The following is a 20,761-nucleotide window of genomic DNA, read 5'->3' as shown; positions in this document are numbered from 1 at the left end:
GGCGCATCATCCTAATGGCGTCGGTCGGGAAGGTGCGTAAGAGCCTGTTCGCAGGCGCTGCCCTGCGCGGCAGGGGCGGTGATGGTGGTGGTGGCCGGGCTGCGGGCCTGGCACCGGGCGGTCGATGCCGAGCGCAAGCCGCTGGAGGAGATCGCCGGGCCGGTGGACGAACCGTTGCCCCCGGCGCACGCCGAGCGGTCGTAGCCGCCGGCGCTCGCCGAATGCTCCTTTATTAATAGCAACAGGTCGCCGTAATGCGCTGGCTACAGCCCTTTTCATTCCGAATCCGGCCCGGCAGGATCTTCGGCCTGCAGACTGGGGTGCGGCCACCCCGACGCGGCCGCCACGGGCCGCGGCGCACCGTCGAGGGCCTGCCGGAAAAGCGCAACCGCCGTGGCCGGATCGTCGCCCAATCCCCGCACCACGCAGACCGCGTCGGTACCGCATCCGGCCGCCAGCGCCGCCTGCTCCGGCGCCAGGATGCCGCCGATCGCCACCACCGGCGCGCCGGCCATGCGGCACCACCAGGCGAGGTTGTCCAGGCCCTGCGGGCGCCACGGCATCGCCTTGGTCGTCGTCGGCCAGACGGGACCGCAGGCGATGTAGCGCGGCGCCAGGCTGCGGGCGCGCGCCAGTTCCCACAAACTGTGCGAGCTGATGCCGAGCGCCGGCGCGCCGGGTGCGCGGAGCATGTCGCGGCCGGCGTCGCCCAGCGCCAGCAGATCTTCCTGGCCCAGGTGGAGACCGGCGGCGCCGGCCCGCAGGGCCAAGGCGTGGTGGTCGTTGACGAACAACTGCGCGCCGGCGGCGCGGCAGTCGACGACCGCCTGCCGCACCTGGGCCTGCAGCGACGAATGCCACGCCGCGTCAGGCGACGGCGGGGTCTTGATACGCAGTTGCAGCCTGCGCACGCCGGCCTGCAGCAAGGCGGCGATACGGTCGGCGCTGTCGGCGATCGCGTACAGGTGCGACGGCCCGGATCGGGGTTGCGGTTGCGGTTGCGGTTGCGACGACGGTGGCAGTGCACACACGCCGGCAGCAGCACCTGCGCCCCATTCCCCGCCACCTTGCGCGCCGAAGGCCGCGAAACGCGGTGCTTCGCTCCAAGACATCTGCGGCATCAGTGTCGGATCGTCGGCGAAGCCGGCCCGCGCCTTGACCGGCCCGGCGCCCTGCCCGGCCGCATGGCCGTGGCGCAACGCGTGGGCGGCGGCCATCTTGGCGAGCACGGCCGCATCCGCCGCGACGAAGCCCTTCGCCATGGCGGCGGCTGCCGCGGCGGCGAAGGTACAACCGGTGGCATGGGTATGCGGCGTGGCGATGCGCGGCAGCGCCAGCCAGCCGGCGGCGTGCGGCGTGTCGAGCCAGTCGCGGGCCAGGCCGTCGGGGGCCGCGTCGTCGCCGCCGGTAACGCATACGGCCCGGGCTCCGGCCGCGCGCAGCGCCCGGGCCAGCGTGGGCGCATCGGTGCCGGGCGGCAGGCCGGTCAGGCGCAATGCCTCGCGGCGGTTGGGGGTGAGCAGGCTGGCGCGCGGCAGCAGCCATCGGCGGTAGGCGGCCACGACGGCGTCGTCGCCGAAACTGGCGCCCGAGGTGGCGCCCAGCACCGGATCGACCACCAGCGGCAGCGGCCCGCGCAGGCGCAGCCGGTCGACCGCGCGCGCCACCGCCTCGATCTGCGCCACGCCGCCCAGCAGGCCGGTCTTGACCGCACGGGGCGGCATGTCGGCCTCCAGCGCGGCGATCTGGGCCTCGATCACCGCGACCGGCATCGACTCCACATGCGACACCGCGACCGAGTTCTGCGCGGTGACCGCGGCGACGACGGTGCACAGGTGTACGCCGCAGGCATCGGCCGCGCGCTGGTCGGCGGCGATGCCGGCGCCGCCGCCGCTGTCGGTGCCGGCGATGGTCCAGACGATCCGTGTGCTCATGGCGCACCGATCAGGAAGGCCTCGCCACCGGTCGGCGTGCTGGCCACCGCGAAATCCTGACGCGCCATCACGCCGGCCCGCCGGGCGGTGCGTCCGGCCTGCACCGCGTGGTGGAAGGCGTGGGCCATCGCCACCGGGTCGCGGGCCTGCGCGACGGCGCTGTTGAGCAGCACCGCGTCGAAGCCCATCTCCAGCGCCGCCGCCGCATGCGACGGCGCGCCGATGCCGGCATCGACGATCAGCACCGCTTCGGGCAGGCGTTCGCGCAAGGTGCGCAGCGCCCACGGGTTGAGCAGGCCCTGGCCGGAGCCGATGGGTGCGCCCCAGGGCATCAGCACCGCGCAGCCGGCGTCGAGCAGGCGGCGGCAGGTGACCAGGTCGTCGGTGCAGTAGGGCCAGACGACGAAGCCGTCGCGCACCAGCGTGGCGGCGGCCTGCACCAGCTCGACCGGGTCGGGCTGCAGCGTGTGCTCGTCGCCGACCACCTCCAGCTTGATCCAGTCGGTGCCGTACAGCTCGCGCGCCATCTGCGCCAGCTGCACCGCCTCGCGCGCGGTGCGGCAACCGGCGGTGTTGGGCAGCAGGCGTGCGCCCACCGCCTGCGCGGCCGCATGCACCGTGCCGACGAAGCCATTGTCCGGCCCTGTGGCCAGCGTGCGCCGCAGTCCCACCGTGACCGCCGCCGGCCGCGCCGCCGCGATCGCATCGGCCAGCACCCTGGGCGACGGATAGCCGGCGGTGCCGAGCAGGAAACGGCTGCCGAGCGCCACCCCGCCCACCTGCCAGCCATCGAGAAAAGAGAGATCCTGAGACATGGGGCCAACGCTCCGACACCGGGCGTGCCCGGCAAAAAAAGGAATGAAGACGCACCGACGGCCCTTCAGGGCACCCGTGGGACCGGCTTGGCCGGACCGCCGGGTGCGCCCCCGGCGAGGGGGCGGGGCAAGACACGCAGTGCGCAGCCTGGGGAGTACGGATCTACCCTCCGGTGATGGGTTGGAAGAGCAGCACCGTGTCGCCGGCCTGCAGCCTGCGCGCGGCACGCTGGCCGCGCGGCACGAAATCGCCGTTGACGGCGGAGGCGACGGCTTCGGGCGCATGGCCCTGCGCGGCGACCAGGTCGGCCAGGCTGGAGCCGGCCGGCACCGCGTACGGATGGCCGTCGAGCCGCAGGTCGAGCAGCTCCGGAACATGTGTGGCGGCGGCGTCATGCATGGCGCGTTTCCTCGGGGGGGGTGTCGGGCAGCGCGGGCGTCGCGAGGCCGGCGGTGGCCAGCGCGTCGGCCACCAGGGCGGGCGCCATCAGCCAGCCGTGGCGGAACAGGCCGTTGATGCGCAGCAGGCCGGGGCCCACCTCGGTGCGCGGCAGGTTGTCGGGCAGGGCGGGCCGCAGGTTGCGGTCGAGCCGTTCGATGCGCGCCTCGGCCAGGGCCGGCAGCACGCTGTGGGCGGCAGCCATCAGCTCGACGGCACTGCGCAGCGACACCGGCGAGCGGTCTTCGCTCTCGATCTCGCTGGCGCCGACGAAGACCCGGTCGGGACCGCGCGGCACGATGTATACCGCATGGCGCGGATGCAGCAGCCGCACCGGCCGCGACAGGCCGTGGGACGGGGCGTGCAGCCAGGCGGTTTCGCCGCGCACGCCGCGCAGCGGCAGGGGCGCAGCGGCTGCGCCGTCGTGGGAGTCGGGGTCGGAGTCGGGGTCGTCGGCCGACGCATGCGGCATCGCGTCCGCACCCGCGCCCAGGCCGCGCAGGTCCAGCACCCGGTCGAAGCGCCGCCGTGTGCCGTCGGCCAGCGTCAGCTGCCCGGCCGTCGCCTGGGCCACCGGCCTGCCCCAGTGCCAGCGCACCGTGTCGGCGGCGCGGGCGTGCAGCAGGGCCAGCGTGGCGGGCGGGTCGATCTGCCCTTCCTGCGGCAGCAGCCAGGCATGGGCGATGCGGTGCAGCGACGGCTCCAGCGCCTGCAGCGCGTCCGCATCCAGCGTTTGCGGCTGCGGCCAGGCAGCCGATGCGCGCGCCAGCCGGCCCAGCACCCGCTCGGCGGCACCCCGGTCGGTGCGGTGGGCCAGCAGCAGGCTGCCGCGCTGCGCGAACAGCGCGGGCGCACCCAGCGCCGCGGCGATGCGCGGCCACAGCGCCAGCGAACGCCAGCCGAGGGCGGCGATGGCCGCGTCGGCATGGTCGAGCTCGGCCAGCGGGCTCAGCATGCCGGCGGCGCTGAAACCCGCGGCGCCATGGCCGTCGTAGGTGGGCACGGGGCCGGACGCCGGGTCGAAGACATCGACGCGGTGGCCGGCCCGGCCGAGCTGCCAGGCCGTCAGGCGGCCGAGCAGGCCGGCGCCGGCGATGCCGAGGGTCAGGGGCATGGAGAAGGTGCTCCGGTATGGGCGGCGAACGGGCCGATCGCGGCGGGCGAGGCCCTCACCCCCGCCCTCTCCCGGGGGGAGAGGGAGCAAGTCCCGCACAACCGGACATCTCGGTCGTCAGGAGGTAGCCCCATGCGTCGCCTCACGACGTGGTGGAGTGCGGCTGGATCGGGATGTAGAACTCGCCGCCGCCGGCCTTGAACTCGGCGGATTTCTGCGCCATGCCCTCGGCCAGCACCTGCTGCTCGGCCACGCCCTTGGCGGCGGCGAACTCGCGCACCTCCTGGGTGATCTTCATCGAGCAGAACTTGGGGCCGCACATCGAGCAGAAGTGGGCCGATTTGCTCACGTCCTTGGGCAGCGTCTCGTCGTGGAAGTCGCGGGCGGTGTCGGGGTCGAGGCCCAGGTTGAACTGGTCCTGCCAGCGGAACTCGAAGCGGGCCTTGCTGAGTGCGTCGTCGCGGGCCCGGGCGCCGGGAAAGCCCTTGGCCACGTCGGCCGCGTGCGCGGCGATCTTGTAGGCCACGATGCCCTGCTTCACGTCGTCGCGGTCGGGCAGGCCCAGGTGTTCCTTGGGCGTCACGTAGCAGAGCATCGCGGTGCCCATCCAGCCGATCATCGCGGCGCCCACGGCGCTCGCGATGTGGTCGTAGCCGGGCGCGATGTCGATCGTCAGCGGGCCGAGCGTGTAGAACGGCGCCTCGTGGCAGTGCCTCAGCTGCTCGTCCATGTTGGACTGGATCAGGTGCATCGGCACATGGCCCGGGCCTTCGATCATGGTCTGCACGTCGTGCTTCCAGGCCACCTGCGTCAGCTCGCCCAGGGTGCGCAGTTCGGCGAACTGGGCCTCGTCGTTGGCGTCGGCGCCGGAGCCCGGCCGCAGGCCGTCGCCGAGCGAGAAGCTCACGTCGTACTGCTTCATGATGTCGCAGATGTCCTCGAAATGCTCGTAAAGGAAGCTCTCCTTGTGGTGGGTGATGCACCACTTGGCCATGATCGATCCGCCGCGCGAGACGATGCCGGTCATGCGGTCGGCGGTCAGGTGGATGAAGGGCAGGCGCAGGCCGGCGTGGATGGTGAAGTAGTCCACGCCCTGCTCCGCCTGCTCGATCAGCGTGTCGCGGAAGATCTCCCAGGTCAGGTCCTCGGCCACGCCGCCGACCTTCTCGAGCGCCTGGTAGATCGGCACCGTGCCGATCGGCACCGGACTGTTGCGCACGATCCAGTCGCGGGTGGTGTGGATGTTCTTGCCGGTGGAGAGATCCATCACGTTGTCGGCGCCCCAGCGGATCGCCCAGACCAGCTTCTCGACCTCTTCCTCGATGCTGGAGGTGACGGCCGAGTTGCCGATGTTGGCGTTGATCTTGACCCGGAAGTTGCGGCCGATCGCCATCGGCTCGACCTCGGGATGGTTGATGTTGGCCGGGATGATCGCGCGGCCCCGGGCCACCTCGTCGCGCACGAATTCGGGGGTGATGACGCGCGGGATCCGGGCGCCCATCGGGTTGCCCACGACCCGCTTGGCACGCTCTTCGTGCGCCAGGTATTCGGCCATCCATTCGCGCCTGCCGTTCTCGCGCAGGGCCACGTATTCCATCTCGGGGGTGACGATGCCGCGGCGGGCGTAGTGCATCTGCGTTACGTTGCCGCTCAGGTTGGCGCCGCCCTTCGCGCGGCGCGGCGTGCGCTGCAGGCCGGCGGCCTCGGCGCGCAGCCGGGCGACGCGGGCCTGGTCGCGGTCTTCGTGCCTGCCGCCGTCGTCCAGGATGTGCGTCAGCCGGCCGGCATAGCTTTCGGTGTCGCCGCGCTCGGCGATCCAGCCGCCGCGCAGGTCGGCCAGGCCGCGGCGCACGTCGATCTGCGCAGCCGGGTCGGTGTAGGGGCCGGAGGTGTCGTAGAGCGAGACCACCTCGCCGTTGGTGAGCGCCACGTCGCGCACCGGTACCTGGATGTCGGCGCGGCTGCCGGCGATCCGGCCTTTGCTGGAAGCGGGAAAGGGCTCGCGGGTCAGCGAGAGAAGTTGGGCGAGCTTGTCGGGGGCGTTCATCGCGGTGGCACTCCTTCGGTCGTGGGACGGGGGTGCTCCGCGATCGTTCAGCCACCACGCGCACGGACGGCGAACGCCCGCGGGTGGTGGAGAACTGCAGCTCTTCTTACGCCGGTACTAGCCGGTTCAAGTTCGCGGGTTCGGCCGTGTCGGCCATCTCAGCGCAGTGCGCACCCCGGAGCGAGGGCGATTGTAGTGCCGGGGCTGCGCGGCGCAAGCCTGGGCCCCGGGGGCATGGCCCCGTTTCCGCGCAGCGACGGACGACGACGACGACGCGGGGGTCGGTTCCTCCAGCAGCGCCGCGTTCTGCTGCGTCATCGGGTCGAACGCATGGACCGGTCCGCTCGTCCGGCCGATGCAATTGCGCTGCTCGACCGCCGACGTGCTGATCTCGCCCACGATATCGGTCACCCGGCGCCCTCCACCGACGATCTCCTGCATCGCGCGGCCGGCGTCGCCCACCGTGGCCGGTCGGACGCTCCGGCCCCGCCCGCATCATGGCTGCCAGATCCGCTGCACCGCATGGGCGTACAGCGGAATGCCCAGCACGATGTTCAGCGGAAAGGTGACGCCCAGCGATAGGCCGACATAGAGCGAAGGCTCGGCCTCGGGTATCGCGTAGCGCACCACGGCCGGCACGGCGATGTAGGAGGCACTGGCGGCCAGCACCATCAACAGCACCGCATCGCCCGCCGGCACCTGCAGGCACCAGCCCAGTCCCAGGGCCAGGCCGGCATGGACGAGCGGACCCAGGACGGCATAGGCCAGCAGCCAGCGCGACGACATCTTCACCGCCGACAACCTGCGGGTCGCGACCAGTCCCATCTCGAGCAGGAATAGGCACAGCATGCCCTTGAACAGGTCGCCGAAGAACGGCTGCAGGGCCACCTTGCCGTCGTGCCCGGTGGCCATGCCGATCACCAGAGCGCCGAGCAGCAGCAACTGGGTGCCGTCGGTCAGCGAGTCGTGCAGGATGCGGCCGATCGACATGCCCCGCGCAGCGGCAGGCCCACCCGCGGCGGTGGCCTGCGCAGGCTGCCGGTGCCGCAGCGTGTTGGCGATGAGCACGCCGATCAGGATGGCGGGCGACTCCATCAGTGCCATCGCCGCAGCCATGTAGCCGCCGTAGACGATGGCGTGCGTCTCCAGGTATTGGGTCGCGGTGACGAAGGTCACGGCACTGACCGATCCGTAGGTGGCCGCGACCGCGGCGGCATCGAACCCCGACACGACACGGCGCAGCAGCAGGTAGCCCAGCAGCGGCACCGCCAATGCCAGCAGCACAGCGATGCCCAGGCTGGAGGCGATGCTTGCGGTGACGCCCGATTCCGCCAGGGCGAAACCGCCCTTCAGGCCCAGCGCCACCAACAGGTACATCGACAGCAGCCGCGAGACGGCCGACGGAAACTCCAGGTTGGAGCGGACCAGGCCCGCGAACGCGCCCAGAACGAAGAACAGGACCGTCGGGTCCACAAGACCGTGCATTGCATATCTCCCTTTGCGCCCGATGCTAGGCCGCGCGCAGCCGCAAGTAAAATCGATTCGATCGCTCTTATATATAGATAAATTTCTATGACCATCACCTTTCGCCAGCTACGGCTTTTCCTGGCGCTGGCAGAAACCGGCAGCGTCAGCGCCGCGGCCAAGGTAATGCATGTCACCCAGCCGACGGCGTCGATGCAGTTGCGCGAGGTGGCGCGATCGGTCGGCCTGCCGCTCTACGAGGTGATCTCGCGCCGCGTCTGGCTCACCGCGGCGGGCCAGGAGCTGGCACGCACCGCCCGTGCGATCGCCGGCGAGTGGGATGCCTTCGAGCAGCGGGTCGCCTCGGCCAAGGGGTTGACCCACGGCCGCCTGAAAGTGGCGGTGGTGAGCACCGCCGAATATTTCGTGCCGCGGCTGCTGGGCAGCTTCTGCAAGCTGCATCCGGGCATCGACATCTCGCTGGAAATCCTCAACCGCGACCACGTCATCACGCGGCTGCGCAGCAACCTCGACGACCTGTACGTGATGTCGATGCCGCCCGACGACCTGCTGCAGGAAGACCAGATCCTGATGCCCAATCCGCTGGTCGTGGTCGCCGCCGCCGGCCACGCGCTCGCCCGGCGCAAGCGCATCACGGTGCAGCAGCTGCAGGGCGAGCGTTTCCTGCTGCGCGAGAAAGGCTCGGGCACCCGTCTGGCCACCGATGCCCGGCTGCGCAGGATCGGCTTCGCGCCGGCCAACGTGCTGGAACTGGGCAGCAACGAGGCGATCAAGGAATCGGTCGAGGGCCAGTTGGGCATCGCGGTTTTGTCGATGCACGCGCTGGGCGCCCACCACCCGGGCATCGCGGTCCTGAACGTGCAGGGCTTCCCGATCCAGTCGCAGTGGCACCTGGTCTGGCCTAAGGGCAAACAGCTGTCGCCGATCGCCGACGTGTTCCGGCGGCACCTGCTGCACGAAGCCCGCCAGTGGCAGGCGATGCGCTGACGGTGCGCTGTCAGCGCACCGCGATGGTCAGAAGCGCGTGCCCACCGACAACCGCCACTGGTTCTGCGGCGTGAAATTGACCTTCGGGTCGTAGGCCAGCCGCACGAAGATCCGCGGCCAGCTGTAGGTCATGCTGGCGCCGTAGCGGTGGATGTAGCGACCGTCGTCCAGGCTGCCGCGCTTGTCGAGCAGGTCCACGAACACCGCATGGCCGGCGTCGGTCGGCAGGCGGGCGACCAGGTGCACATGTTGCTGGTCGGGGTGTTCGCGGTTGTCGCGCACCACCTGCAGGCCGGCATAGCGCCCCTCGCTCCAGCGGTAGCCGGCCGACAGCATCCAGGCGTCGTTCGGGTCGAAGTTGAGGTTGACGTAGTTGCGCAGGTTGGTGCGCCCCAGGCCGGCGCCGGCGTACCAACGGATTCCGACCTCCACGTTGACACTGCCGCCCACGAAGCCGCCGGAAGCCCATTGCACCGACGGCAGCAGGCGCAGCGGGCCGAGCGCGAAGCCGCGGTCCCAGCCGCCGCGCAGCTGCGACAGATCGCCCACCGGCGCGCGGAGGGCACCCACCCACAGGTCGCCCACGCCGCCCTGATAACGCAGGTTCGAATCGAGCCCGGTGCCGGTGGGCTGGCCGGCGCCGGCGGTACGGTAGAGACCGGTGGTGAACTTGAAAGGAGCGGCGGGTGCGTCGTCGGCCGGTGCCGACATGGCGGCCGCGGTATCGCCCTCGCGCTGGGCGGCGGTGCGGGTGGCCAGGGCAATCGCCGGCAAGCCCGCCAGCAACATCGCCAGGAAACAGGACATGCCGCCCCGGCCCCGCGCCATGCGGCGGCGCGGGGCCCGCCGCATCAGGGGCCGGCCATGCACGGCCGGGCCGGCGGGCGTCGCGGAGGTCGGGTACGGCACGGCGGCAGGCATCGGCGTACTAGCCCAGCAAGGCCGGCAGCGCGTCCATCGAATGGAACAGCGTCCGCACGCCGATCGCCTGCATCTCCCGCGCGCTGCCGTGGCCCGGGCCGCCCGGGCAATAGCCGAAGACGGTGGCACCGGCGGCGAGGCCGGCGGTGGCACCGGTGACCGAATCCTCGACCACCGCGCAACGGGCCGGGTCCACGTCCAACGCCGCGGCCGCGGCCAGGTACACGTCGGGAAAGGGCTTGCTGCGCGGCGTTTCGTGGCCGCTGAAGATGCGGCCGTCGAACCACGCGACCAGGCCGGTCTTCTCCAGTTGCAGCACCACTTTTTGACGGTCGGCACCGGAGGCGCAGGCGATGCGGCCGCCGTAGGCCGCGTGGATCGCGCGCACCGCGTCGGGCGCACCCGGGACCGCCTCCAGATCGCGCCGCAGCGCCAGGTTGCGCTCCTCCCAGAACGCGTGCAGCCAGGCATCGGTCAAGGGCTGGCCGGTGCGCGCCTCCATCATGGCACGCTCGTCCTTCACCGCCTTGCCGACGAAGATGCGCATGCACTCCTCGGCCGTCATGACCCAGCCGCGCAGGGCCAGCCGGTCGCGCAGCACGCGGTGGGTGATCGGTTCGGAATCGACCAGTACGCCGTCGCAGTCGAAGAGAACGGCGTCGAAACGGGGCATGGGGAAAGTCCTTCGGCTCGGTGGGAAATGCGGTGCCGTCGAATCTACCGCATGGGATTTCCGCGATGCGCCGTCGGCGCCAGCTCGGCCACCGCACGCGACGCGCAAAAGGAATGCGCCTGTCGACCTCTAAAGATCCGAGACGGAAATCGGGGACGCGTTACGGCAACACCGGGCCCGGCAGCGGATTGCCCACGGACAGAGGCGGCCGCACCGGGCCGCAGAAAGAAAACCGTGCGGGCACCGGCCGCCGCCCGTGGCGGCTCAGAGGGTGTCGCCGTCGCGGTAGAACCAGCGCTCGCCCTCGCGCTCGAAGCGGCTCTTCTCGTGCAGGCGGTGGGCCAAGCCGGTGGCGTCGCGCTGCCGGGCGACGAACTCGACCTCGGCGTGGGCGTCGTCGATCACCCGGCGGGTGCGCACGTCCAGGCCCAGCCAGCGGACATCGGCATCGAAGGTCACCGCGGCCGGCCGGGTGGCCGGATGCCAGGTGGCTACCAGGTAGTCCTCGCGCTCGCGGACGTAGGCGGTGTAGCGCGAGCGCATCAGCGATTCCGCATCCGGTGCCGGCACCGTGTCGAAATGGTCGAGGTAGCGCCCGCAACACAAGACGTAGTGCAGCACATGGCTGCGGCGGTCGGTGCGGCCGCAGGGGCAGGCATTAGGATGCGCTGGCACGTGGCTCTTCCGACGCAGGTTCGAGCGCGATGTAGTGGATATTCAAGGTGATGGCTTCGCTGTAGCGTGTCACACATCTCCGCAACCATGTGGGCAGGGCGAACGACGCTGCCAGCCGCGAGGCGAAGTACACCACGACAGCGGACTGGCGCCGTCCCACGGCTGCGATCGCACCGCTCTGCCCCGCCGGGTCGGACGACAGCAGCAGCATCAGGATTTTCAGAGCGAGGGACTCGTTCGCCAGAAAGGCGACCAAGAGCCGGACCATACGCAGAACGCAGGCCCGGAGCACCGCCTCGGCCACGACCTGACCAAAAGGAGAATAGTCGAACGTTACCCGCTCCGAGCGCTTGAGCCCTGCGCGAAAAACGAAGCCGGGCAGCAGGATGAGGAAGACGATAAGGGCGGGGAGCGCAACGTTCACAACAGTCCGGGATCGGTGTCAGCCGGCTTTGGCAACGACACGGGGCCGCAGGCGCCGCACGCCCCCGGCCTCCCTGAGCTCGATGATGACCGTCCCCGTCCCCGTCGTCGTCGTCGTCGTCGTAGTAGGGCCTGCACCCGGTCCACGCGACCAGAACTCGCGCAGCTTCCTGCTCGCCTGGGGGTCGGCCAGAACGCGTTTGGCTGTTTCGCTTTTAAGTGCCTTCATGGCGTTACTCCGAAAGGGTTGGGTGCCTGAGGTCCGTTTGCACCGCTCGAGCCGTCTCCGCGCCATGCGCCGCAGGGCGCCGACCGCAAAACTATGCCACATCCACCGCAAACGCGTGGACCGATCAGGCCAGCGCGCGCGGGATCGGCCGCTGCTGGACGTCCGAGGCGCCTTCGTGGATCTGGCAGACCCGCACGTCGCGGTGGACGCGCTCGACCCGTAAATCGTGGACGATGCCGTAGCCGCCGAGCGTCTGGATCGCGGCACCGCAGCAGGCCCGCTCGGCCATCTCGCCGGCGAAGGGCTTGGCCATGGCGGCCTGCTTCAGGCGGGGCAGGCCCGCGTCGCGCGAGGCGGCGGCATGCCGCGTGGATGCGGCAGGCATCGAACCGGATCAGCGCGGTGTCGCTGCCGTGCCGGCCATCCGGCCCCAGGCCCGCGACTCCGGTCGGTCACGCTGCTGCCGTGGCGCTTCACCAGGTCGGGTAGCGGGTGCCGTCGTGCAGGAAGAAGCCGCCGCGGTCGGCCGGCGTCAGCCGGGCCAGCACGTCGCGCATGCCGGCCACGCTGGCCTCGGCCGTCAGCGCGGCTCCCTCGCCGCCCATGTCGGTCCGCACCCAGCCGGGTGAGAGCGCGACCAGCGTCGCCCGCGGATAGTCGGCCTGCGCACTGGCCACCGCCATGTTGAGCGCGGCCTTGCTGACACGGTAGGTCCAGGGGTCGCTCGACGCGGCCTCGGCGATCCGGCCCAGGGTGCTGCTGACGAAGCCGAAGACGCCGCCCGCGTTTTCCACCAGCGGGGCCACTTGCGGGATCGCCTGCATCGCGCCCAGCACGTTGGTGTGCATGGTGCGGTCGAAGTCCGCGTGGGTGGGCGGCGACAGGGCGTTGCCATGGACGATGACGCCGGCCACGTACAGCGCCAGGTCGATTTTCTCGCCATCCAGCGCCCAGGCCAGGCCGCTGATGCTCGCAGGGTCGGCCACGTCGAGCCGCAGCGCCTCGGCGCCCAGGCCGCGCAGCCGGTCCAGGCCGGCGTCGTCGCGGGCGGTGGCGATCACCCGGTCGCCCGCCTCGGCGTACTGTCGCGCGAACTCCAGTCCGATCCCGCGCGACGCCCCGATCACCAACACCGTGCCCATGCCCTGCCCCTTTTACGAATGAAAAGATGCCGAAGCCGGCGTTCCGCGCCGACCATAAGCTACTATTTTTATAGCAATTCGACCGCCATCGCGGTGCCTTCGCCGCCACCGATGCAGAGCGTCGCCAGGCCGCGCTTCTTGCCACGCGCCTGCAGTGAGTGGATCAGCGTCACCAGGATGCGGGCGCCGCTGGCGCCGATCGGATGGCCCAGCGCGCAGGCACCGCCGTTGACGTTGACGATCTCGTGTGGCAGCCGCAGCTCCCGCATCAGCGCCATCGGCACGACGGCGAAGGCCTCGTTGACCTCCCACAGGTCCACGTCCGATGCCGACCAACCTGCCCTCGCCAGCACCTTCTGCGTGGCGCCGACCGGCGCGGTGGTGAACCACGCGGGCGCCTGAGCGTGCGTCGCGTGCGAGACGATGCGGGCCAGCGGCCTGGCGCCCAGACGCTCCGCGGTCGAGGCACGCATCATCACCAGCGCGGCCGCGCCGTCGTTGATCGACGAGCTGGAGGCGGCGGTGATCGTGCCGTCCTTCTTGAAGGCCGGGCGCAGTTGCGGGATCTTGTCGAGCTTGATCTTGCCCGGGCCTTCGTCGATCGAGACCACCGTCTCACCGCCGCGGCCCTCGACCGTCACCGGCGCGATCTCGGCGGCGAAGCTGCCGTCTACCGTGGCGGCATGGGCGCGGCGCACGCTCTCCATCGCGAAGGCGTCCTGCGCTTCGCGGGTGAAGGCGTAGTGGGCGGCGCAGTCCTCGCCGAAGGTGCCCATGGCGCGACCGGCCTCGTAGGCGTCTTCCAGGCCGTCGAGCATCATGTGGTCGAATATCTGGCCGTGGCCGATGCGGATGCCGCTGCGGCCCTTGGGCAGCAGGTGCGGCGCGTTGGTCATGCTCTCCATGCCGCCGGCGACGATCGCCTCGTGGCTGCCGGCCAGCAGCATGTCGTGCGCGAACATCGCGGCCTTCATGCCCGAGCCGCACATCTTGCTGAGCGTGACCGCGCCCGCGCTCTGCGGCAGCCCGCCCTTGAACGCCGCCTGCCGCGCCGGGGCCTGGCCCTGCCCGGCCATCAGGCAGTTGCCGAGCAGCACCTCGCCGACGCTGTCGGGCGCGATGCCGGCGCGCTCCATGGCGGCACGGATGGCCACGCCGCCCAGATCGTGGGCGGCCAGGCGGGCGAAATCGCCCTGGAAGCCACCCATGGGGGTGCGGGCCGCGCCGACGATCACGATGGGGTCCGTCATGGGAGTGTCTCCTGTCGTGGCAAGGGGCACGGGGCCGGAAAAAGGAGCGTCGGCTCCCCTGCGGCCCGCGGGCACGCATCGAAGCGTTGCGGGAACATCGCGGCGGCCTCCGGCGGGCGCGGGCGCGTCAGGCGCCCCGGCGTTTGAGCGCGATGCGCTCCAGGGCCGCGAGGTACATGCCGTCGAGCGAATCGCCGCCGCTCACGTTCATGCCCAGGTCCTGCAACAGGCCGTCGTGCACGCCGAAGGTCCAGCCGTGGATCGTCACCTTCTGGCCGCTGGCCCAGGCGTCGAGCATCACCGTGCTGACGCAGACGTTGACCACCTGCTCGATCACGTTCAGGTCGCAGAGCGTATCGGCGCGGTGCGCGGGCGAGACGCCGTCGATCAGCGTGCGGTGGCGGTCGCGGGTGCTCTGGATGTGGCGCAGCCAGTTGTCGGCCAGGCCGATGCGAGCGCCCTCGAGAGCGGCCTGCACGCCCGAGCAGCCGTAGTGGCCCACCACCATGATGTGCTCCACCTTCAGCCGCTCCACCGCGAACTGGATCGCCGACAGCGCGTTCAGATCCGAATGCACCACGATGTTGGCGACGTTGCGGTGGACGAACACCTCGCCCGGCTCCAGCCCGGTGATCTGGTTGGCCGGCACGCGGCTGTCGGAGCAGCCGATCCACATGTACTTGGGCGTCTGCTGCTTGACCAGGCCGGTGAAGAAGCCGGGGCGCTCGCGCTCCATCTGGGCGGCCCACTGCCGGTTGTGTTCGAAGAGGTCGTCGGGGGTGAGGTTTTTCATGGGGCGCAATGGTAGCCAAAGCGCGCATCAACTTTTGCGGGGCGCGGCGCGGGCCGGCCGGGCGGTGCGGGCCAGGGTGGCGCGGGCATCCTTCTCGTGGGTGCGCACCTCGTCGATGTTGGCCTGCAGCTCGGCCAGCTGACGCTCCAGCCGCGCGCGGTGCGTCTCCAGCAGCGCCAGGTAGCGGCGCAGCTGCGGGGCGGTGTCGCGCGGGCTGTCGTACATGTCGAGCAGCTCCCTGGCCTCCTGCAGCGAGAGGCCCAGGCGCTTGGCGCGCAGGGTGAGCTTGAGCCGGGCCCGGTCGCGCGCCGAATACACCCGGGTGCGGCCGCCGGGGCCTTCGCGGCCCGGCTGCAGCAGGCCCATGTCCTCGTAGAAGCGGATCGCCCGCGTCGTGAGGTCGAACTCCTGCGCGAGATCGCGGATGCTGAAGGTGGCGGTGGTCGTCGTCATGCGTCTGGGAAGGCGGCCGCCGGGGCCGCGAGCGGAGGAGACAGCGTACGGCGCCGCCGCTCCTTACAATGGACCGCATTACAGCTTACGTTTACGTCAACGTCAACCGGGACGCGTCCCGGCGCGGCGTGGCGCAGCCCCTGCCATGAACGCACTCGAACAACGGCTCCACTACCCCTTCGGAGACACCGTTCCCGCGCCCGGCACGGCGGTCGAGGTGGCGCCCGGCATCCGCTGGGTACGCATGAGCCTGCCCTTCGCGCTGGACCATGTCAACCTCTGGCCGCTGCGCGACACGCTGGACGGCCGCGAGGGCTGGACGGTGGTCGATTGCTGCATCGACGCGCCCGAGCCGCGGGGCCAGTGGGAGCAGGTCTTCGCCAGCGGGCTCGACGGCCTGCCGGTCCTGCGGGTGATCGTCACCCACATGCACCCCGACCACATCGGCCTGGCGCACTGGCTTTGCGAGCGCTGGGACGCACGGCTGTGGATCAGCGCCACCGACTACTATGCGGCGCGGCTGGGCTCCCTCGGCGCGGGTTTCGGCGGCGGCGGCGACGGCGCGGCCGCGTTCTTCCTGTCGCACGGCCTGCAGTCGCCCGAGGCGATGGAGAAGATCCGCAGCCGCCAAAACTACTACAAGAGCATGGTGCCCGCGGTGCCGATGCAGTTCCGCCGGCTGCAGGGCGGCGCCACGGTGCGCATCGGCGACCACGACTGGACCTGCATCGTCGGCCATGGCCACGCGCCGGAACACATCGCCCTCTACTGCGCCGCCACCGGCATCCTGCTGGGCGGCGACATGATGCTGCCGCGTATCTCCACCAACGTGAGCGTGTTCGACGCCGAGCCCGAGGCCGATGCGCTGACCCTGTTCCTGCAGTCGATCGACCGCTTCGCGCCGCTGCCCGCCGACACCCTCGTCCTGCCCGCCCACGGCAAGCCTTTCACCGGCCTGCACGAACGCATCGCCCAGCTGCACGACCACCACCGCGACCGCCTGGCCGAGCTGCTGCAGGCCTGCGCCACCGCGCCGCGTTCGGCCGCCGACGTGCTGCCGATCCTGTTCCACCGCACGCTCGACGCCCACCAGATGACCTTCGCCATGGGCGAGGCGGTGGCGCACCTGCATGCGTTGTGGCTGGGCGGGCAGGTGCAGCGGGTCCGGGGCGAGGATGGCATCTGGCGGTTCAGGGTCTAGCGATCCAAAGGTCAGGCCGGGGAGTCGCTCGCACGGGCTGCATGCACTCTGTAAAATGCATGCAATCCCACCCCATCAGGAGGATCGCCATGGCCATGCTGACCGTCCGCAACCTGTCCGACGAAACCCACCGCGCCTTGCGCGCCCGCGCAGCGCGACACGGCCAGAGCATGGAGGCCGAGGTGCGCGAGATCCTGGAATCCGCGATCAGCGCCACCGGGCGGGTGAAGCTGGGGTCGCTCTTGGCCGACATCGGTCGCCAAGCCAAGCTGAGCGAGGAAGAGTTCGCGGTGTTCGAACAGGCCCGCGACAAGGCGCCCGCCCGCCCGGTGAGCTTCGAATGATCCTGCTCGACACCAACGTGGTGTCGGAGCCGCTCCGCCACGCTCCCGAGCCGCGGGTGATCGAATGGATCGACGCCCAGGCGATGGAGACCCTGTTCCTCTCCGCCATCACGGTGGCGGAACTTCGAGCAGGTGTGGCCCTGCTGCCGGCCGGCGAGCGGCGAGCAGGCCTGCAGGAGAACCTGGAAAAGCGCGTGCTGCCCCTGTTCGCCGGCCGGGTGCTGCCCTTCGACTTCGCCTGCACACAGGCCTACGCGGCACTGACGGCGAAAGTCCGCAGCAAGGGCCTGGCCATCGCCACGGCCGATGGCTACATCGCGGCCATCGCCGCCGCCAACGGCTTCGCGGTGGCGACCCGGGACACCGGCCCCTTCGAGGCAGCGGGCGTGACCGTGGTCAACCCCTGGACGCAGGCGTAAGCCAGCACAGAACCGGGGCGTGGCAGCTCCGATGCCACCCCTACTTCTGCTGCCAAGGCAGCCCGCGCATCCGCCATCCGCCGGTGCGGCCGCGGTGCTGCTCGGCATCGGCATCGCCCTCGAAGCCTTCGAGGATGTTGTAGGCCTCCACACCCAACTCGGTCGCGCGGCGCGCAGCCGCCACCGAACGCACGCCGCTGCGGCACAGCAGCACCACGACCTTGCCGCCCTGCGCGGCGGCCTGCACGCCCGCGTCGAATGCCGGGTTGGGCGCCATGCCGGGCCACTGCTTCCAGGCCAGCGGCACCGCACCGGGCACGAAGCCGACCCACTCGCGTTCGGCATCGGTGCGCACATCGACCAGCACCGCCTGGCCGGATTGCACCCAGTCCCAGGCCTGGACGGGGGTGACGTCGCCGGCGTAGCCGTCGGCGGGGGTAGGGGACGGGGTGGCGGATGGGGTGGGTTGGGTCATGGCGGAAATTCTGCCAGTCCTGGGCGATGCGCTGTTCGTACCTTCGGTGGCACGCAGGCGACCGGCCGCGCATCGCCCGCGCCGTAAGCTGCCGCAGCACACCGACAAACAGAACAGGAGACAACGGCATGCAGGATCTGTTCTCGCTCGCAGGGCGCACCGCGCTCGTCACCGGCGGATCACGCGGCATCGGCCGCATGATCGCCGCCGGCTTTTTGGCCCAGGGCGCCCGGGTCTACATCTCGGCGCGCAAGGCCGAGGCCTGCGAGCAGGCCGCGCGCGAGCTGTCGGCACACAGCGGCGGCCGCCAATGCATCGCCCTGCCCGCCGACGTGGCGACGCTCGCCGGCGCGCAAGCTCTCGCCGCGACCTTCCAGGCGCTGGAGCCGGGCCTGGACATCCTGGTCAACAACGCCGGCGCCGCCTGGGGCGCGCCGCTGGCCGACTTTCCGGAGAACGGCTGGGACAAGGTGGTCGACACCAACCCGAAGGCGCCCTTTTTCCTTACCCAGGCGCTGCTGCCCGCGCTGCGCGCCGCCGCCAGCGCCCAGCGGCCGGCCAAGGTGATCAACATCGCCTCGATCGACGGCATCTCGGTCAACCCGCTGGAGACCTACTCCTACGCCGCCAGCAAGGCCGGCCTGATCCAGCTGACCCGCCGCCTGGCGCTGACGCTGGTGAAGGACCACGTCGTCGTCAGCGCGATCGCCCCCGGCGCCTTCGCCTCCGACATGAACCGCGCCGCCCGCGACGAGGCCGACGCCACCGCCGCCCGCATCCCCGCCGGCCGCATCGGCCGCGACGACGACATGGCCGGCGCCGCAATTTACTTGGCCGCCCGCGCCGGCGACTACGTCGTAGGTTCGACCCTGGTGGTCGACGGCGGCGTCACCCACGCGCGATAAAAGTCCCGCCCATGCGCAACGCCGCGACCGTCGAAAAACGCAGCTAGGCCGCAGAGCGCCGCGACCGCGAAATCGCCAGCGCACCAGCAAGGCAAGCGAAGGTCAAATCAGCGCGCCCGCCCTCAGGGACACCGCAGAACTGGCTCCGCCAGGCTGCCGGTGTCGCCCCCGGAGAGGGGGGGTGGCGAAGACACGAGATGCGACGCCTGGGGGTGAACTCAGTGACACCGTGGATCCGGCTCCGCCGGGCCACCGGTGTCGCCCCCGGAAGGGTGTTGGCGAAGACACGAAGTGCGAAGCCTGGGGGAGAACTCAGCTACCACCGCGGCACCGAGTCCTGCCGCAGCTCGCGCCGCATCGCCGGATGGTCGGGCACCTCGGTCGCCACCACCGCCCAGAAGCGCGGGCTGTGGTCCATGTGGCGCAAATGGGCCAGTTCGTGCACCACCACGTAGTCGACCACCTCGGGCCGGAAATGCATCAGCCGCCAGTGCAGACGGATCGATCCGTCGCTGCTGGCGCTGCCCCAGCGGGTGCGGGCGCTGGTCAGCGACAGGCGGGTGAAGCGCACCCGCAGCCGCGGCGCGAAGTGCTCCAGCCGGCGCACGAAATGCTGGCGCGCCTCCGACAGCATCCAGCTGCGCACCGCCGCCGCGATGGTCACCGGCGCGGCATCGACCGGCAGCGGCAGGCGCAGCTCGGCGGTGGCCGCTGCGCCATCGACGGCCGGTGCACCGTCCGCCGCGCCATCGCCCGCCACCGTCTCCGGCGGCGTCCACAGCACCGCCCGCGCGCCGCGGCCCGCGGCGGCGCCGGCCGGGCGCACCAGCCGCACGGTGACCGGCCGGCCCAGCAGCGGGAACTGCACCCCGTCGGCCCAGGCGATGCGGTTCTGCGCCCGCTTCTCGTGCACCGCGCCGGCCTCTGCCAGCTTGCGCAGGATCCAGGCGGCCTTGGCGACCAGGGCGTCGTCGACCTCGTGCAGCGGCACCCAGGAAGGGGCCCGCACCGCCAGGCCTTCGTGGCTGACCGAAAAGCCGATGGTGCGGCGCTTGCCCCGCAGGAATTCGTAGGCCACGCGCCGGGTGTCGAGCAGCGCCTCGCGGTTGGCGCGCGGATGCTGCGGCAGGGTGCCGTCGGCCTCGGCCAGCAGGGCTGCCGGCTGCAGGTCGTCGGCATCAGGCAGGCGCGGACGCGAGATGCGCGGCCGGGGCAGCCGGCTCGGTGCCGGGCGGCGCGGCGGCGCCATGGCGCCCGCGTCCTCTGCGGGCGGACCCAGGCCGAAGAAATCGAGCGCGAGCTGTACCAGGCGGTCCATCGACAACGCCAACTACCGGTAGGCCTCGGGATCCAGCCGGCGCATCTCGGCCTCGATCCAGGTCTGCACTTCCTGCATCAGCTCTTCGGCTTGGCGGCCGACGCTGGGGATCGCCGGGCCGATGGAGACGTGCACCGTGCCGGGCACCTTGACGAAGGCCTTGCGCGGCCAGACCTTGGCCGAGGTGACGGCCACCGGCACCACCGGCGCGCCGGTCGCGATCGCCAGGCGGGTGCCGCCGGTCTTGTAGGTGCCCTGGCGGCCGCGCGGGATGCGGGTGCCCTCGGGGAACATGATCACCCACACGCCCTGCGCCAGCAGCCGGCGGCCCTGGTCCACCACCTTGGCGAAGGCGCGGGTGCCGTCGCGCCGGTCGATGTGGACCATGTCCATCCGCGACATCGCCCAGCCGAAGAACGGCACCCGCAGGAGTTCGCGCTTGAACACGTAGGCCAGCGGATGCGGCATCAGCGTGGGCATCAGGAAGGTCTCGAAGGTCGACTGGTGCTTGACCAGCAGCACCGCGGCGCTGGTCTCGCCCGTCGGCAGGTTCTCCATGCCCTGCACCTCGACCCGGATGCCCAGCAGCACGCGCGCACCGTCGACCGCCCAGCCCAGCCAGCGGGCGGCCATCCAGTACATCGCCGGACCCTTGCGCCAGAGCGAGGCCACCAACATGACGATCGCCCACGGGACGACGGTGACCAGCATCCAGAGCG

24 protein-coding genes, 1 pseudogene and 1 riboswitch are annotated in these 20,761 nt (G+C 71.2%); of the genes and pseudogenes, 6 read left to right on the top strand and 19 right to left on the bottom strand.

Annotated elements, in window-relative coordinates:
- Positions 1–81 precede the first annotated feature (81 nt).
- Positions 82–204, top strand: a complete 123-nt coding sequence (locus tag DFQ15_RS18060; RefSeq protein WP_259292655.1) for a hypothetical protein — start codon at positions 82–84, stop codon at positions 202–204.
- Between the two features lie 71 nt (positions 205–275).
- Here the strand turns inward: DFQ15_RS18060 and thiD are convergent, their stop codons facing one another.
- The 6 genes from thiD to DFQ15_RS11385 form a co-directional block, all read right to left on the bottom strand.
- The gene (gene thiD, locus DFQ15_RS11410; protein ID WP_110466102.1) at positions 276–1,934 is read right to left on the bottom strand and encodes a bifunctional hydroxymethylpyrimidine kinase/phosphomethylpyrimidine kinase; all 1,659 of its coding nucleotides are present in this window, start codon (positions 1,932–1,934) and stop codon (positions 276–278) included.
- The gene (locus tag DFQ15_RS11405) at positions 1,931–2,749 is read right to left on the bottom strand and encodes a thiazole synthase (protein WP_110466101.1); all 819 of its coding nucleotides are present in this window, start codon (positions 2,747–2,749) and stop codon (positions 1,931–1,933) included. The genes thiD and DFQ15_RS11405 overlap by 4 nt, the downstream gene beginning before the upstream one ends.
- Before the next feature lie 163 nt (positions 2,750–2,912).
- Positions 2,913–3,149 carry a sulfur carrier protein ThiS gene (gene thiS / locus DFQ15_RS11400; protein WP_110466100.1) on the bottom strand — a complete coding sequence of 79 codons (237 nt, stop codon included), beginning with the start codon at positions 3,147–3,149 and terminating at the stop codon, positions 2,913–2,915.
- Positions 3,142–4,302: an FAD-dependent oxidoreductase gene (locus DFQ15_RS11395; protein ID WP_110466099.1), complete on the bottom strand. Its 1,161-nt coding sequence runs from the start codon at positions 4,300–4,302 to the stop codon at positions 3,142–3,144. Before DFQ15_RS11395 ends, thiS begins: the two co-directional genes overlap by 8 nt.
- A gap of 142 nt (positions 4,303–4,444) precedes the next feature.
- Complete coding sequence (gene thiC, locus DFQ15_RS11390; RefSeq protein ID WP_110466098.1) at positions 4,445–6,349, bottom strand: phosphomethylpyrimidine synthase ThiC; 1,905 nt, start codon at positions 6,347–6,349, stop codon at positions 4,445–4,447.
- Between the two features lie 86 nt (positions 6,350–6,435).
- A riboswitch (TPP riboswitch) is annotated at positions 6,436–6,537 on the bottom strand.
- Between the two features lie 307 nt (positions 6,538–6,844).
- Entirely contained in the window at positions 6,845–7,834 is a 990-nt protein-coding gene (locus DFQ15_RS11385; protein ID WP_110466097.1) for a sodium-dependent bicarbonate transport family permease, read from the bottom strand.
- Positions 7,835–7,921: 87 nt separating this feature from the next.
- On the opposite strand from DFQ15_RS11385, the gene DFQ15_RS11380 reads away from it, so the two are divergent.
- Complete coding sequence (locus DFQ15_RS11380; protein ID WP_110466096.1) at positions 7,922–8,821, top strand: LysR family transcriptional regulator; 900 nt, start codon at positions 7,922–7,924, stop codon at positions 8,819–8,821.
- A gap of 27 nt (positions 8,822–8,848) precedes the next feature.
- Here the strand turns inward: DFQ15_RS11380 and DFQ15_RS11375 are convergent, their stop codons facing one another.
- From DFQ15_RS11375 to DFQ15_RS11330, 10 genes and pseudogenes are all read right to left on the bottom strand, one after another.
- On the bottom strand, positions 8,849–9,730 hold the full coding sequence (locus DFQ15_RS11375) for a hypothetical protein (protein WP_233504422.1): 882 nt from the start codon (positions 9,728–9,730) through the stop codon (positions 8,849–8,851).
- Between the two features lie 19 nt (positions 9,731–9,749).
- The gene (locus DFQ15_RS11370) at positions 9,750–10,415 is read right to left on the bottom strand and encodes an HAD family hydrolase (protein ID WP_110466095.1); all 666 of its coding nucleotides are present in this window, start codon (positions 10,413–10,415) and stop codon (positions 9,750–9,752) included.
- A gap of 264 nt (positions 10,416–10,679) precedes the next feature.
- Positions 10,680–11,090 carry a YchJ family protein gene (locus DFQ15_RS11365; protein ID WP_110466094.1) on the bottom strand — a complete coding sequence of 137 codons (411 nt, stop codon included), beginning with the start codon at positions 11,088–11,090 and terminating at the stop codon, positions 10,680–10,682.
- Positions 11,074–11,514, bottom strand: coding sequence for a hypothetical protein (locus DFQ15_RS11360; protein WP_110466093.1), 441 nt, complete (start codon positions 11,512–11,514; stop codon positions 11,074–11,076). Before DFQ15_RS11360 ends, DFQ15_RS11365 begins: the two co-directional genes overlap by 17 nt.
- Positions 11,515–11,532: 18 nt before the next feature.
- Complete coding sequence (locus DFQ15_RS11355) at positions 11,533–11,742, bottom strand: hypothetical protein (RefSeq protein ID WP_110466092.1); 210 nt, start codon at positions 11,740–11,742, stop codon at positions 11,533–11,535.
- A gap of 124 nt (positions 11,743–11,866) precedes the next feature.
- Positions 11,867–12,106: pseudogene (locus tag DFQ15_RS11350) on the bottom strand (acyl-CoA dehydrogenase family protein); the annotation flags it as partial.
- 109 nt (positions 12,107–12,215) lie between these two features.
- Positions 12,216–12,884, bottom strand: a complete 669-nt coding sequence (locus DFQ15_RS11345; protein ID WP_110466090.1) for an SDR family oxidoreductase — start codon at positions 12,882–12,884, stop codon at positions 12,216–12,218.
- A 68-nt stretch (positions 12,885–12,952) separates the two neighbouring features.
- On the bottom strand, positions 12,953–14,134 hold the full coding sequence (locus DFQ15_RS11340) for an acetyl-CoA C-acyltransferase (RefSeq protein WP_110466089.1): 1,182 nt from the start codon (positions 14,132–14,134) through the stop codon (positions 12,953–12,955).
- 127 nt (positions 14,135–14,261) lie between these two features.
- Positions 14,262–14,927, bottom strand: a complete 666-nt coding sequence (gene can / locus DFQ15_RS11335) for a carbonate dehydratase (protein WP_110466088.1) — start codon at positions 14,925–14,927, stop codon at positions 14,262–14,264.
- Positions 14,928–14,954: 27 nt separating this feature from the next.
- Positions 14,955–15,380: a MerR family transcriptional regulator gene (locus tag DFQ15_RS11330; protein ID WP_110466087.1), complete on the bottom strand. Its 426-nt coding sequence runs from the start codon at positions 15,378–15,380 to the stop codon at positions 14,955–14,957.
- Between the two features lie 145 nt (positions 15,381–15,525).
- On the opposite strand from DFQ15_RS11330, the gene DFQ15_RS11325 reads away from it, so the two are divergent.
- The 3 genes from DFQ15_RS11325 (at position 15,526) to DFQ15_RS11315 (ending at position 17,344) form a co-directional block, all read left to right on the top strand.
- On the top strand, positions 15,526–16,581 hold the full coding sequence (locus DFQ15_RS11325; protein WP_110466086.1) for an MBL fold metallo-hydrolase: 1,056 nt from the start codon (positions 15,526–15,528) through the stop codon (positions 16,579–16,581).
- Positions 16,582–16,670: 89 nt separating this feature from the next.
- A complete protein-coding gene (locus DFQ15_RS11320) occupies positions 16,671–16,925 on the top strand; it encodes a FitA-like ribbon-helix-helix domain-containing protein (protein ID WP_055843298.1) in 255 nt (84 codons plus the stop codon).
- On the top strand, positions 16,922–17,344 hold the full coding sequence (locus DFQ15_RS11315; RefSeq protein WP_110466085.1) for a type II toxin-antitoxin system VapC family toxin: 423 nt from the start codon (positions 16,922–16,924) through the stop codon (positions 17,342–17,344). Before DFQ15_RS11320 ends, DFQ15_RS11315 begins: the two co-directional genes overlap by 4 nt.
- Before the next feature lie 40 nt (positions 17,345–17,384).
- On the opposite strand, the gene DFQ15_RS11310 is transcribed toward DFQ15_RS11315, so the two are convergent.
- A complete protein-coding gene (locus tag DFQ15_RS11310) occupies positions 17,385–17,819 on the bottom strand; it encodes a rhodanese-like domain-containing protein (protein ID WP_110466084.1) in 435 nt (144 codons plus the stop codon).
- A gap of 128 nt (positions 17,820–17,947) precedes the next feature.
- Between DFQ15_RS11310 and DFQ15_RS11305 the strand changes: the two genes are divergently transcribed.
- A complete protein-coding gene (locus DFQ15_RS11305) occupies positions 17,948–18,724 on the top strand; it encodes an SDR family NAD(P)-dependent oxidoreductase (RefSeq protein ID WP_110466083.1) in 777 nt (258 codons plus the stop codon).
- Between the two features lie 316 nt (positions 18,725–19,040).
- On the opposite strand, the gene DFQ15_RS11300 is transcribed toward DFQ15_RS11305, so the two are convergent.
- Positions 19,041–20,042, bottom strand: a complete 1,002-nt coding sequence (locus DFQ15_RS11300) for a M48 family metallopeptidase (protein WP_110466082.1) — start codon at positions 20,040–20,042, stop codon at positions 19,041–19,043.
- A 12-nt stretch (positions 20,043–20,054) separates the two neighbouring features.
- The gene (locus DFQ15_RS11295; RefSeq protein WP_233504425.1) at positions 20,055–20,753 is read right to left on the bottom strand and encodes a lysophospholipid acyltransferase family protein; all 699 of its coding nucleotides are present in this window, start codon (positions 20,751–20,753) and stop codon (positions 20,055–20,057) included.
- Between the last annotated feature and the right edge of the window lie 8 nt (positions 20,754–20,761).

This window comes from Xylophilus ampelinus, from assembly GCF_003217575.1.
GTDB lineage: Bacteria > Pseudomonadota > Gammaproteobacteria > Burkholderiales > Burkholderiaceae_C > Xylophilus > Xylophilus ampelinus.
This window is presented reverse-complemented; position numbering and strand designations above follow the sequence as displayed.